Origin of the sequence: Pseudomonas sp. S49 (assembly GCF_009866785.1) — a bacterium.
In the GTDB taxonomy this organism is placed as follows: domain Bacteria; phylum Pseudomonadota; class Gammaproteobacteria; order Pseudomonadales; family Pseudomonadaceae; genus Aquipseudomonas.
Map to the genome: position 1 here is coordinate 2,041,136 of NZ_CP019432.1, position 14,277 is coordinate 2,055,412.

Consider the following 14,277-nt stretch of genomic DNA (forward strand, 5'->3'; position numbering starts at 1 on the left):
TGATTTCTCATCGATCCCTGATGATAAAAAGCGTGATTTGCCCCAACGCATCGGTCTGGATTCCACCGAGCAGATAGCTGATCCGGTTTTCCTGCCGGTAAGCAGCGAGAGGCTTTTGTCCACTGATCGGGGTTTGCAATAACGCTCCATTCAGTTCGGCACCCTCTGCGCTAAATCGCGGCAGTCTGCGGTTGACGAGAGCTGGCAGTTTGAGCACAAACACATGATCGATTTTCTCGCGATGAAACACTAACGCGTCGCCATCGAGCCTCTGCTCCGTCGAAGTCATGACGTAACCGTCATCGTTCAGAAGCTGGCTGAACAGTCTTCGCAGGTGGGCCGCAGTCGGCTTGCTGGCGTAGTCGTTCCAGTGCCTGGGGAAGCGGCCCGGATCAAAATCCAGGCGCATCAGACCTTCACCGAGCGCTAAGGGAATCGCCAGGGTATCCGCCGTTTCGGGCTGGCTGCGTAACATCAACAGTGGGTCAGCCAGCTCTCGATGTGGCGCCTTGCGCAGTCCCCTGTTTTGCCAATAGCGAAACACCTGGTTGAGCATTGCCAACCCCGGGCCGATGATGATCTCGGAGCGGTTCGCTTGATTGAACATGGCCCGGGCAAGTGAACTGACCGATAGATCCGACAGGTATTTGAAGGTTCTGGAAATGTACTGCGTGATCGGCATTTCAAACGGAACGACGTCGTCCAGTACCGTCCAGTGTTCGGTTCTTTTAACGGCGAATTTTGGCTGCAGCGACGGGTTGTCCCGCAGCATGTATTCGAAGGCGTCATACAGGGCCGGTGAAAACAAGGGATGTTGCAGATACACCAGATGCGGGTCCGGTCCCAGTTGCTGTTGCACGATCCGGTAAAACTGTCCGTCTATTTCAATGTGCTGACCCAACTGCGGCCGGATACTGCGCCCCCAGTTTCGCCACAAGCCGAAACTCAGGTTGATCGCCTCGGGATTGGCTGACAGCAAGCTTTCGGTCAGCGCATGCGTGGTATCTGCCCCTTCGTCCACATGAGGGCGTTTGCTGGGGCCTGCCGTGGCTTCTGGCATTTCGGTCGCGACGACACCCGCTTCCCCGGTGGAACTCTGCGAGTCAGGTTGGTCGTCAGCAAACTTGCGTCGCCACAGTCGGGTTCCGGGAATCTGTTCGAACAGCAACGTGGACGAGTTGCGTGTCGTCGCAGAGGTTTGCTCATACTGACCGTCGGCGTTTTTACGCACCCTGACGGTGCCATGCGCGGTGTCGATGTAGGTCTTGCGGTGCTTGTCGTAGCGGATTCCTTCGGCGGTATACAGGGGCGAAGAGAGCAGGGCGGCGTCATCGGGGGCCAGGTACATTGGCTGTTCGACAGCGGGCCCTTCAGCGCCCGCATTTCGCCTGTCGCTCTCTGAGTGTTGCGTCATCCAGGCCGGTCGTTCGAAAGTCCACAGGGGTTGGCGTTCTGCTTTGACCAGAAAGGGTCCAGGCAGGTGCGGAGCGAACGGGAAAGGAATCTGGTAGCGACCATCGCGCTGAAGTTCGACCAACAGGTGCCCTTCATGCTCGACATGGGCATATAGCTTGCCGTCAGGGCTGATGAACAGTCCGCTTTCGGCATCCATACGCCGCAGCAGATGTACTTGATCGGCAGGCCAGGTGATTGAGCGCAGAGCGGCTGCGACTGACAGTGGCGAAGGCGCTGGTATTTCGTTGACGTGCACTGACGGTTGCCGCGCAGGTGTGTCTGGCAAACCTGTGGAGGATTGTGTGGTGATCAGGCTTTCGCCCGAGAGTCTGTGGGAGGTGCTCCCGGTGTTCGGACGGATATCGGGCGCAGTAATCCCTGCCACACGCTTCGGTGGTTTGACCATTGATTTAATCTCGCTGTGTGAAATGAGCGGTTGTTCAGATTGAGGGTTGCCCACAGGCACTTGCGGACAACTCGCTGAAAAGCCAGTTGGCGCAGTCAACCTTCTCTGACAATGAACAGGGTCGAGCTATCGGGGGATATCTGCTCTTTGCCGCCCAGCAGATAAATCACTTCGTATTTTTGCAAATGCTCGGCCAGCGCCTGTTTATCCTTTGCACTGAGTGTGCTCAGGAAAAGCGGTTGGGAAAGTTCGGAACCAACGGCGGTATAACGAGGAACAGGTCCTTGCGTAGCAGGGGACAACCTCAACACGAACACAGCGGCGATGCCGTCGCGGTGAAAGATCATGACGTCTTCGCCACTCGGATGCGGATGTCTTTTCGGATTGATGCTGTAGCCGCTGAGCCCAAGGAACCTTTCGAACAAGTCGCGTGTGCTTGAAGGGTTCGGCATGATATCCGGTTGTTGGACGTCGAAGTCCAGTCGCTGCAATCGGTTCGAGGAGTACGCCGGCAAGGAGAGTGTTCCGCCGGCATATTGGGCATGGTGCTGGGCGGGCAATGTGGGTAGCAGCATCAGCGGGTCGGAAAGAACGCGCTGGGGCGAGGTGTTGTTGATTCTGTCTGTCCAGTGCCGAAACGTCTGCGTCATTACCGACAGCCCAGCGGCATCAATCCCTTGATGTGTAGACACACGATCAAACACGGCTCTGGCGAGGTTATTTGCCGAATGTTCAGACAGGTGGCTCATGGCCCGGGATGCATATTGCGTAGGCGACATTTCAAACGGCAGTTGATTATCCACCACCCTCCATTGGCCATCGCGTTTAAGCACCCATTTCGGCTGCTTCGAGGGTTCATGGCGCAGCATGTTTTCGAATCCGTCAAAATCCTCAGGTTTAAACCCCGGGTGTTGCAGATAAACCAGTTCGGTATCGGCGCGTAAAACCTGCTTCACCGTCGGATAGTGCAGTCCATCTATCTCGATCGACTCACCCGTTTGCGGTTTCGTGGTTTTTCCCCAGTTCTTCCACTGTGCCGTGGACAAATCCAGCGCAGGTGACCGTTGGACCGACAGGCGTCTGACCAGCGTGCCTGCATTCGATGTCACGTCGACTTCTTCGGACAGGTGTGGGCGCTTGCTCGGACCGGGCGTGGCATCGGTCGTTTCAGTGGACGCTGCGTCGGTTGCGGCTCGATGGCCTTGTCGAGGCCCGTCAATTTCACGCCAGAGCTTAGAGCCTGGAATCTGTTCAACCCTTTTACCCGTCGGCGTCGATTCTCCGGCATACGTCTGCCTCCAACCGTCCGGGGTACTGCCCAGCATGATCATGCCGCCTTGCATTTCGACATACACTTTATTGTGCTTGTCGTACCGAATTCCCTCTTTGGTGTCTGGCTGCAACTTCAGCCGGTTTGCCGATTCGGCGTTGATAAAGACCGGGTGTTGCACTCGCCCGCTTGTGGAGCTGCTTGCGACCGCTGCCTGCTGGTTTTCGCTGTAGTGAAGGGCTACCCAATTTGCGACATTTGATGGGCCAGCACCCTCAGGGAAGTGGTGAACGATGACTGAGGGGCGCTCGGCGACGGGAGCCGGAAGGTGGTGGATGGTGATAGTGGGGCGGTGTTCGGGCAACGCCCCAAAGGCGCTTGAAGAAGACGAACCGGCTGCGGCAGGCAGGCTAGCAGTGCCTGGAACAGGATGAACGATTTCGCCGGTAGTGGCCCCTCGAGGATTGCCTGAATGTTCGGTGGGTGTCCCGGACGAATCGGCTGGAAGCGTGCGCGGAACTTTCTTGGGTGGCTTGGCCATTGGGTGACTCCTTGGAATTGCTGATCCGGTCGTTTGCATAGAGGCAGATGATCAGGTCGACGCGGTGAAGCTCTCTGACCACTGACTGTGGAGGGGGCATGTTCGTGAAAAAATCTCCCGGATGTGCGGTACATATGTATTGCTCTGCCAGCAAGTACCGCACGATGTTGCACAATCTTCCAAGTGTGAAAAAACGCTCGCCGGCGCACGGCCGACGAGCGTTTTTTATCGTTCCTCAGCGCTCTCTGATGATGAATACCGAGTCCGGAGTCGACTCGACCTTCAAGACGCCACCGATCAGCCATACCACTTTGTTTTGTGCCGTTGCGGTGGTCAGGGCGAGAAACGCATCGTTGCCAATCCTCGCCGGCAACCCCGGGTCTGCCAGTTCATTCCCCGGGGTGTGCGACAGGCCGACATGTTCTACCGAGCCCAATTTCAGAAAGTAAACCTGATCATGGGTGGCATGCCTGAACACCAGCGTTGGCATGTGATGTTCGTGTGTCAGTGGAAAAACGTCGTAGCCGCTGCGAATCAGCAAGGCACCGAGCAGGCGTCTGAGGTTCAGGTCTGTGGGGTACGTTTTATAGTGGCCCCACTCGATGGGAAACCGCTGTGGATCGAAGGTGAGCCGTTGCAGTTCGCTGTCCACCTGGGAGGGCATCGGAATAAGCTTTTTTCTTCCGGCATCGATGGATGGCGCCACCGCGAGCATATTGAGCGGGTCGGCGTACGCCGGTGCGGTGGGAAACGGCTTCTGCTTCCACTGATGCAGGACAGCCTGAATATTGACCAGGCCGGTGCCGGTAATGACGGCGGAGTTGTCTGCCAGTTCGTAGAGTCTTCTCGCAACAGCCCATGAGGTCGGCGCAGAAAAGTCGGGAAACGCACTGGCCACCGACTGCGCTAAAGGCTCCTCGAAAAAGCGTTTGCCGGGGTGTACTTCTCCCGGATCGTTACCGATGCGAAAGGTGGCAACAGGTTGCAGTGACGGTGCTGTGCGCAGCATCGTTTCAAAGGCAACGAAGCCGGCCGGGGCAAAGTCAGGGTGCTGCACAAAATAGACTTTTGGTGAGCGGTTGGAGCCAATCGGCACGATCGGATAATGAAACCAGCCAAGCTGCACCGACTCGACCACTGGCGGCTTGTTCAAATGCCCCCACTGTAACCAGAAGAACGGTGTCTGTTCGGTCGGGACGGTGGCGTCGAGAGTGGCCGCTGGAAATGGCTCGGGTGGCCTGGACGTATCAAGGCGTGGACGTTTGCTGGGGCCGGGTACTTGCTCGTCCGGTTCCGCGGCGGGCCGGGACTGACCCGCAACAGGGCTGTCAGCGGCCTGTGCTGTTTGAGCCTTTTGGCGCCAGAGTAGCGTGCCGGGCATCTGTTCAAACGTCAGATTGAGCGAGTCTCTGCTGGTGGCTGAGGCATATCGGTATTCACCCTGTTGGTTTTTACGCACCATCACTGTGCCTTCTGCCGTATCGACGAAGGTTTGCTTGAGCTTGTTGTAACGGATCCCCTCCGATGAAAGTTCCGCTCGGGTCAGGGTGTTTGCATCCTCCGGCGACAGGTAGGCGAGGGGCTGCGCTGTGACAGGCGTCTCGGATCGGGTCCGCATGGGTTGCCAGCCGGGGCGCTGAATGTGCCAACTGGTCAGGCCTTCAGACCTCGTTACCACCGGTCCCGGCACACCGGGTGCAAAGGTCAGCGGCACGTAATAGTTGCCTCGCCGATCCTGTTCGACGACGAACCGGCCTTCGTTGCCGAGTTGGGCGTAGGTTCGTTGATCCGGTCCGGTGAACAGTCCGGGGGTTTCTGCGACCGGTGTCAGCTCATTCAAACGGTTCTGTGGCCAGGCTATCGCACTGCGCGCGGAGCTGTAGGTGTCGCTACCGAGTCCCGGCATTTCGCTGACGGTAACAGCCGGCGGCCGTGTGACTGAGGTACCGGACGCCGCAGATCCAGTGGTCGAATCGATGCCAGACATCGGGGTGTCGGGCAAGTGAATACTGTGAGGAGCGCCTGAACCTGCTTGCACAGGTCTTGTTGTAACTGTTGTATCGGCGGCGGCTGCTGTCACAGAAACTTTCTTGGGGGGCTTGGCCATACTCAATTACTCGTGGAGGGGTGATATCGAGCGCAAAAAGCGTCTCGTCGCATTGTTCAGGCGCACTCGTCGACATCCCGCAGAGCCGTGGCCGGGAACGAGATGAAGAAGTCGGATTACTTCAATTTCGGAGTGCGCGAGGGGAATGGGGCTTGGCTGATGGAGGCAGGTTACGCAGGAGGAACCTTGAGCAAGGTAATCAGGGGGGCCTGATGGGTACAACGATTGACGACCCGAAGTTCTGAAAACTCAACGCGGGACTTGTCGCTGCGCAGGATCCAGTTGTAAGCGGAAAAACTGTAACTGAACGCTCCCGGCCAGTTGTCGGCAAAGATGATATTGCGCACTTTGACCTCTTGATTGGCCATCGACGCAAAAGCGTCAGGCAAGGCTTTTGTCGAGTCAGGCTCTTCAAAGAACCGCGCATCAAGCCCATCCAGATAGATCCGGTCAAAGGAAAGATCCACTACATGGACAATGCCATGTTCGGAAATAACGCGTACCTGATCGATCAGGTCTTCTTCGTTTTCGTAAACCGGTAGATGAACAATGCAGGAGCCGATGAGTAACTGATTGTTTTCCAGTTTGACCTCGACCTTGCCGAGCTTGGTCGCATCGAGTTCCCAGGTCGATGAGTAAGGCAGTCTTGTCACAGCGTTCGCCAACGCACCGGGGGTCGTGAGTTTCAAGGTCATATTGGCAACCAGATGGACCAGGTAGGTGGCACCTTCACCTTCCAGGCTTTCCATCGCGGTCCGAATGGCTCTGGACTCGATGCTGGCGCAAGCATTCAGTGCATTGAGCTTGTACGCCTCGTTTGACGGCAACTCATAGGCGAATTGCTTCTGTCGAAATTTCAAGGGCAAGCGAAGTGGTGTTGTCCAGTGCTTGAAGGAATGCATCTCGTAATTGTCGTCGGCCGGAGCCACGTCTGTTTCAGGTGTAAGCCCGGCATTAAGAGCGACGCCGTCGTTGAAAATCAGCAAATATTTATGACTGGGGCGAACAGCCATGGTCCGCAGGATCTTGATCATGTTCTTTGGATCAGAACCGCCACGCGCCCAGGAAAAGTGTTTTAGCGTCACGATCTTTTCGCCAAAGTGATAGGTCAGATCACAGCCGGCTATCAGATCTTCACGTTTTTCGGACTGCCTTGCACTAAAGTGCGCTTCAACTTTGCTCAATTCGTCGCTGGCGTAATCCAGGTAAACGAAGGTGACGACGTCGGGACGATCGGCTGAATAGAATGTGACACTTTGCTCGGAGCGCGGAATGTAATAACGCGCTTCATGCTGGTGCTTTGTCCAGCATTCGGAGTTGTAAACAATCAGCGGTTTCGCGGGTTGCCCGTGTTTAATGATGTCGACTTCGATATCGATATTTTTGCCGCTTTCGATTGTTTCAGGCAGATCAGGTTTCAGCTGATAACGGTCCTTGGTCAAAAAGACCAGTTTGCCGTTTTTCAGTCGGGTTTCTTTCTCGTCTGTTTCATAGATGTCGTGGATGACGACGACGCTTTTTGGCTTGTCGTAAAAGTAGAATCCGGAGGTAATGATCAGCGAATTCTTTTCGATTACCCAACTTTCAATGAGATCGATCGGCCAGTTCAATTCAATGGTACTTTGCTGTTTACCATCCTCGAAGATGCACACACGACCTTCCAGGTGGTCGATGAAATACTCGTCGATACCTTCTTCACCCGAGGCTGTTGCACTTTTATGCAACAACTGTATCTGGTCGTTCCCTGCCCCCGCTTTTATGACGTCCTGGCCGCGAGACTTGATAATGTTGCGCTCATGGGTGCCTGTCACTACGTTCGCCGCGCCGCTCAGGGTTTCAACGTTTTCGATATTTTCCAAAAGACTGTGAAATTTATAAGTCGCGCCGTCCTCTGCATCGGGATTCGGAGTTCTTACCTGCAGTGTGCCTGCGCTTAAATCGATGTCATATCCTTTCGGCGTCTGGTGAACACCGTTCAGAGACAGGGTGTCGTTACCGGCGCCCCCCTTCACCTTCGAATAGGTTGATACTTCGATGTTTTTCTTGATCAGATCGGCGGCAGCCTCGAACACGAAGTGATCGTTTTTTTCACCACCTGTCAGGTCTTTGATCCCCGAGCCATAGTGGAAAATATTCGGTTTTTTTATCACTCCTTTGATCGAATCACGACCGTCACCCAAGTACCACAAGGTATTTTTGTTTTCCCCGGCAACGCCTACTACTGCGCCGGGCATATCCTTGGTAACGCCGTCGCTAGCATCAATAGTGTCGTCCCCACCGCGTATTACGGGTACGTTTTCCGTTTGCCAAGAGTCTATTTTCGTCCACCAGTTGCGCTTCCAGACTTGCGTGGGAACGAGATCAACTTCAAACGAGCCATTGACGACGGCTTCGGTGGAATCCTTTAGCTGAACGTCGAGCAATCTGCGAGCATTGCGTTTTAGCTGTTCCGTGTGCTGGATCAGGGTTCTTGCCTGGTTGTAGCGGTCCTTGACGCCTTGCTCGACGTCCCACATGCAGAATGAAAGGAAGCCCGAGCGCCACCGCTCACCCAGGGTCAGTTCAATGTAGTCATCAATGTCATCGACAATGCGCACCGCGCCATACACCTGTGATCCGATTGCCAGAAACGCACCGAACAAAAGGCCCGCCGGACCCACAAAAGACAATCCTGCCATTGCCGCTGTACCGAGGATAACGGTCATGGCCGCGCTGGTGATGCTCAACCCGGCGCTGATGTAATGATCCATGGCTTCTTTGCCGGTGGCATTGCTTGCGGCCTTCAGGGAGTTGACGGTGGTGTACACATCAAATGGCAAAGTCAGCGCCCCGCCAATCAAGCCACCGGATCGACTCAACCTCAGCGCAAACCTGGTTTTGGCGAAATCCTTGAAAGCATTTTTTCCGGCCGCCAGCATCTCGTTGGCAATCTTGCTGACGCCAACGTCAACGGCGATGGAGCCAATTTCCGAGGCAACACCTGTGGCGTTGATTACAACCTCTTTGGTATCGCCGGATTTCATCGCAACCAATATTCCGCGCAATCCCGTGTATATCCCGAATGCCTGGAGTCCGACACTGGAGCCGACTGTCAAGTGGGCCTTTACCGAGGCGACCCAGCGCCGAGTATTGTTTGGTAGTTGCGTGTGCTGCAAATCCAGCTTCTGCGCAGAGCTCAGAAGCTTCTCGATTTTGCTGCGGTAGTTTCCAGGATCAACCTCGATTGATGATGTTTCTCGGGTTATGTTCGGGGCGGTTATCGGGCGGTGGCTGGCCATGTCGAACAGCAAAGAAGGCAATAGATAAATATCGTAACCCGTCGCGGACTTCATATGATGTGCGATATCGCTGGCGCTGAATTGTAACGAGTTGATGAATGAGCGCTTGGGAATGCGGAAGAATGTGTTTGTGCCGTTCAGCGGGTGCCCGTCAATTGTCGCACCCAAGGCGTCGAGGGATACCCGTGTTATCGATATCTCGCCAATTTGTATTGGCCCGAACACCGAGTCGTTAGTTCTTAACTGTTCGATTTTTCGCTTTTGAGGCTGGTCCAGTGGCTTGTCGGAATTGCTGTTGATATCGATGGTTGAATCAGTATGTTTGTTCGACTCGGCGTGCATATCGGTAATGACGACTGCATCACTGTCTATTAAAGCTTCGCTTATCAGGGTGGCCATTTGAACTTCCTTGTTCTGGCGGGTGGGAAAAGCAGGTCGAGATAGTACGGGGGACGTACGAGGAATGTATATAAACGGGTTGTTGCGGTGTATTGCATATCAAAGGCATGCAATTACTGTCGGGAGAATTTGTAGTGCGCAATGCCAATCGGTCGTGGAGAACACCAGCCAGACTCGGATCTTGCAAGTCTGGCTGGCTGCAGCCAAGTAACAATCAGTCAAACAACCATTCAAATGCCTCAGTGACTGCTGAGTAACGATGCTGTCCCAGCGCCGCCGAACAAACCGGCGCTGATCCGGTTAAACCAGCTCTGTCCTTTGCCGCTGCGCAGATAACGCGCGGCACCGTGGGCGCCCAGACCGTAGGCCAGTTTGCACAGCAGATCCAGCAGGGTCCAGGTTACGATCATCACCAGCAGTTGTGGCAGGAATGGTTGCTCGGCACTGAGAAACTGCGGCAGAAACGCGGCGAAGAACAGGATGTCTTTGGGGTTGCTGGCACCGAGCACGAAAGCGCGTCCGAACAACGCGCGAAAACGTGGCACAGGCGCGGCTTGCGGCACGTCAGCGCCGACTGCTGGCTGACGCGATTGTTGCCAGCTCTGCCAGGCGAGGTAGAACAGATACAGTGCGCCGACGATTTTCAGCACGCTGAAGAGTTGCTCCGAGGCCAGCAGCAATGCGCCAAGGCCCAATGCCGATGCACTGAGCAGACAGATCGAAGCCGTCACGCCGCCGAGAAATGCCGGGTAGGAACGACGCAAACCGTAATTCAGACTGTTGCTGATCATCAGCAACGACAGTGGCCCCGGAATCAGGATCACCACCAATGCAGCACCGCTGAACAGCAGCCAGGTTTCCAGACTCATCACTTTGCTCCTTTCTATTGTTATCAAGATGCACAAAAGCCCCACCCGCAAAGGTGAGGCTGTTTGGAAACCTGAACCGCGTAGCGCTTACAGGAAAATGAACTTGGCGATGAAGATCGCGCAGAGCACCCACAGGCTGACGGAGATTTCCTTGTACTTGCCGGTACCGGCCTTCAACGCCACGTAGGTGATGAAGCCCAGCGCAATGCCGTCGGCGACCGAGAAGGTCAGCGGCATCATGATTGCGGTCACGATGGCCGGGATCGCATCAGTGGCTTCGTCCCATTCGATGTGGGCCATGCCGCCCATCATCAGCATCGCAACGTAGATCAGTGCACCGGCGGTGGCGTAAGCGGGAATCATGCCGGCCAGCGGTGCGAAAAACATCGCCGCTATAAATAGCACACCTACAGTGACGGCGGTAAGACCAGTCCGACCACCAGCGGCCACGCCGGCAGCACTTTCCACATAGCTGGTGACTGGAGGCACACCGACCACGGCGCCGAAAACGCTGGAGGCACTGTCGGCTTTCATGGCGCGGGAGAGGTTTTCGATACGGCCGTCAGCGTTGACCAGATTGGCGCGCTGGGCCACGCCCATCAGGGTGCCGGCGGTGTCGAACATGTGCACAAAGAGGAAGGCCAGCACCACGCTGATCATGCTGACGTTGAACACGCCGGCGACGTTCATGGCCATGAAGGTCGGCGCCAGACTCGGCGGCGTCGACATGATCCCTTCGTAGTGCACGATGCCCAGGCCCCAACCGGCGAGGGTCACGGTGATGATGCTGATGAGGATCGCGCCGAATACACGGTGATAGCTGAGGATTGCAATCATCAGGAAGCAGATGGCCGCTAGCAGCGGGCCGGGTTCACGCAGGGAGCCGAGTTTGATCAGCGTCGCCGGACTGTCGACGACGATGCCTGCGGTTTTCAGACCGATCAGGCCGAGGAACAGACCGACACCGGCGCCCATCGCAAAACGCAGACTGACTGGAATACTGTTGAGCAGCCACTCGCGAATCCGTGAGAAGGTCAGGATCATGAACAACACGCCCGAGACAAACACCGCACCGAGCGCGGTTTCCCAGTTGTAGCCCATGGTGCCGACCACGGTGTAGGTGAAGAACGCGTTGAGGCCCATGCCCGGCGCCAAACCCACCGGCCAGTTGGCGTAGAGGCCCATCAACAGGCAGCCCAATGCAGCGGCGATACAGGTGGCGACGAAGGCTGCACCGTGATCGATCCCGGCATCGGCCATGATGTTCGGGTTGACGAAGATGATGTAGGCCATGGTAATGAAGGTTGTCAGACCGGCAATCAGCTCGGTCTTCACCGTGGTGCCATGCAAGCTGAGTTTAAACAGACGTTCCAGCAAGCCACTGCGTAATGGTGGCGAGAGGTCCAGCGTCGATGCTTCGGATTTGCGGCTTTCCACAGCGAGTACTCCTCAAGAGTTTTATTGTTATTTCCAGGGCCGGACCCATGAGGGGTGGCAGCGGCCCTTTGAGGCATACGCGAATTTGTTGACCATGCGGTCAGGAACTCGCACGCTGTGGATTATGCTTTTGTGTACAAATAAAGCAAATATTGTTTTTGGTTTTGTTTACGAAAGTTCCGTCGATAGCGATATATCGCCTGTACTGGCCCCTTCGCGAGCAGGCTCGCTCCCACATTTGAAATGCGATCCCCTGTGGGAGCGAGCCTGCTCGCGAAGAGGGCGCACCTGTCAGTCGAGATGTGTCTGACTGTTCCCCAATGCCAGATTCACCGCCAACCAGCCATTCACCGCCGCTTCCCCAGCCTCGGCGAACACCCGCTCCAGCAACTTCACCTGCTCACGCCGCAAAGCCTGCTCAAACTTCGCGCCTTCCGCCGTCAACTCCAGCAGACGCTTACGCTTGTCGGCCTCGGACGCCACGCTGTCCACCAAATGCATTTCCTGCAACTGCCGCAACGGCATGTTCAGCGCCTGCTTGCTCACACCGAGCAATGCCAACAACTCCTTCACGCTCAAGTTCGGGTACCGCGCGATGAAAAACACAATGCGTTGATGCACTCGGGAGAGGCCGCGCCGCTCGAGCATTTCATCAGCCTTGGCGGTGAACGCCTGATAGCCGAAGAAAAAAGCTTCCATCGCCTGTTGCTGACTGGATGGGTTTTTAAGGTCAAGCATGTTGACGTACTCGCTCAAGCTGTCGTAATTTCAGTCAACCAGTTTGACTCATATTTCACACGCCTCGCTACCGGTGACTTCCATGGCTTTTTCCGAACGTGTCTCGCGCCTTAAAAGTTCTTTGATTCGTGAAATCCTTGCCGCCGCCCAGCGCCCGGAAGTCATGTCGTTTGCGGGCGGCTTGCCCGCCGAAGCCATGTTGCCGAAGGTCGAGTGGGCCGACATGCCGCTGTCGCTCGGCCAATATGGCATGAGCGAAGGCGAGCCGGCGTTGCGTGAAGCGTTGGCGGCGGAGGCGAGGGCGCTTGGGCTGGAATGTCAGGCGAGTCAGGTTCTGGTGGTCAGCGGTTCCCAGCAAACCCTCGATCTGGCGGCCAAGCTGTATATCGACAAGGGCACGGAGATTTTGCTGGAAGCGCCGACCTATCTCGCCGCGCTGCAAATCTTTCAGTTGTTCGGTGCTGATTGCCTGACCGTGCCGCAAGAGTCCGATGGCCCCAACCTCGCGCAATTGCGCGAGCGTCTGGAGCAACATCGTCCGGCGTTCATCTACTTGATCCCGACCTTCCAGAACCCGTCAGCCGTGCGCTACAGCGAAGCCAAACGCGCAGCGGTCGCGGCGTTGCTCGATGAATTCGGCGTCACCCTGATCGAAGACGAACCCTACCGCGAACTGACTTTCGATGGCGGCAGCGCCAAACCGATTGCCGGTCGACTGAAAAAATCCAGCTGGATCTACACCGGTACCGTATCGAAAACCCTGCTGCCGGGTCTGCGCGTTGGCTATCTGATCGCCAGTCCCGATCTGTTTCCGCACTTGCTCAAACTCAAGCAATCGGCGGATCTGCACACCAATCGCATCGGTCAATGGCAGGCGTTGCAGTGGATCGGTAATGACAAGTATCAGCAGCATTTGAGTGAGTTGCGCGGTTTCTATCGACAGCGGCGGGATGCCTTCCAGGCGGCGCTGGAAACACATTTTTCTGATCTGGCGGATTGGAACACGCCACAGGGCGGGCTGTTTTTCTGGCTGACGCTGAAGCAACCGCTGGACACGCGAACGTTGCTCAACGAGGCGTTGGCCAATGATGTGGCGTTTATGCCGGGGGAGCCGTTCTTTCCAGAACCGGATAACCATCATGGGCACTTGCGCTTGAATTTCAGCCACATTGATCCGTCGCGGCTGGATGAAGGATTGAAGCGATTGGCGGCGGTGGTGCGTCAGGCGCAGCTGGATAAGGCTGCCTGAAAACAAATAAACCGGCTCACAGGCCGGTTTATTTTTGACTGGGATTCGTGGTGACTGAGAGGGCCTCTTCGCGAGCAGGCTCGCTCCCACAGTGGAAATGCATTCCAAAGGTGGGAAGGGGCCATCAGCCCCAATACAGAAACATCAGACCGCCGCGAAGCGCTTATCCAGATAATCAATGATCACCTTGGACTCATACATCCAGGTCGTCTGCCCATTCTCTTCAATCCGCAGGCAAGGCACCTTGATCCGGCCGCCCTGATCCAGCAGGGCCTGACGATCCTGTTCATTGTTCTTCGCATCCTTCAGCGTCACCGGCACATTCAAACGACGCAAGGTGCGGCGGGTTTTCACGCAGAACGGGCAGGCGTGGAACTGATACAAGGTCAGGTCTTTTGCAGCTGCATCCACCTGAGCCTGAGCAGCGGCGGGGCGCTTTTTCTTGCCCGGACGGGTGATGAAGTCGATGAAGATAACCAGTTGGCCGAGGCCGACACGAAGCGCTTTGACGAACACGTTGAAGCCTCA

The 14,277-nt window shown here is 56.1% G+C and carries 9 protein-coding genes; 1 reads left to right on the forward strand and 8 read right to left on the reverse strand.

The genetic code is table 11. The features are described 5' to 3' along the window. Positions 1-7: 7 nt before the first annotated feature. The 7 genes from PspS49_RS09020 to PspS49_RS09050 all read right to left on the reverse strand — a co-directional run bounded on the left by PspS49_RS09020 (position 8) and on the right by PspS49_RS09050 (position 12,500). Positions 8-1,861: a hypothetical protein gene (locus PspS49_RS09020; RefSeq protein ID WP_160038881.1), complete on the reverse strand. Its 1,854-nt coding sequence runs from the start codon at positions 1,859-1,861 to the stop codon at positions 8-10. A gap of 95 nt (positions 1,862-1,956) precedes the next feature. After that, positions 1,957-3,672 (reverse strand): hypothetical protein, encoded by a 1,716-nt coding sequence (locus PspS49_RS09025; RefSeq protein ID WP_160038883.1) that lies wholly within the window; start codon positions 3,670-3,672, stop codon positions 1,957-1,959. A gap of 235 nt (positions 3,673-3,907) precedes the next feature. After that, the gene (locus PspS49_RS09030; protein ID WP_160038885.1) at positions 3,908-5,779 is read right to left on the reverse strand and encodes a hypothetical protein; all 1,872 of its coding nucleotides are present in this window, start codon (positions 5,777-5,779) and stop codon (positions 3,908-3,910) included. Positions 5,780-5,949: 170 nt separating this feature from the next. Continuing rightward, positions 5,950-9,456 carry a calcium-binding protein gene (locus tag PspS49_RS09035; RefSeq protein ID WP_160038887.1) on the reverse strand — a complete coding sequence of 1,169 codons (3,507 nt, stop codon included), beginning with the start codon at positions 9,454-9,456 and terminating at the stop codon, positions 5,950-5,952. A gap of 239 nt (positions 9,457-9,695) precedes the next feature. Then, complete coding sequence (locus tag PspS49_RS09040; protein ID WP_160038889.1) at positions 9,696-10,325, reverse strand: LysE family translocator; 630 nt, start codon at positions 10,323-10,325, stop codon at positions 9,696-9,698. Positions 10,326-10,412: 87 nt separating this feature from the next. After that, positions 10,413-11,762 (reverse strand): NCS2 family permease, encoded by a 1,350-nt coding sequence (locus PspS49_RS09045; RefSeq protein ID WP_007914003.1) that lies wholly within the window; start codon positions 11,760-11,762, stop codon positions 10,413-10,415. Positions 11,763-12,053: 291 nt separating this feature from the next. Next, on the reverse strand, positions 12,054-12,500 hold the full coding sequence (locus PspS49_RS09050) for a MarR family transcriptional regulator (RefSeq protein WP_127926410.1): 447 nt from the start codon (positions 12,498-12,500) through the stop codon (positions 12,054-12,056). A gap of 82 nt (positions 12,501-12,582) precedes the next feature. Here PspS49_RS09050 and PspS49_RS09055 point away from each other — a divergent pair, with 82 nt between their 5' ends. Beyond that, the gene (locus PspS49_RS09055) at positions 12,583-13,749 is read left to right on the forward strand and encodes a PLP-dependent aminotransferase family protein (RefSeq protein WP_160038891.1); all 1,167 of its coding nucleotides are present in this window, start codon (positions 12,583-12,585) and stop codon (positions 13,747-13,749) included. 144 nt (positions 13,750-13,893) lie between these two features. On the opposite strand, the gene PspS49_RS09060 is transcribed toward PspS49_RS09055, so the two are convergent. Continuing rightward, a complete protein-coding gene (locus tag PspS49_RS09060) occupies positions 13,894-14,265 on the reverse strand; it encodes a glutathione S-transferase N-terminal domain-containing protein (RefSeq protein ID WP_127926412.1) in 372 nt (123 codons plus the stop codon). Between the last annotated feature and the right edge of the window lie 12 nt (positions 14,266-14,277).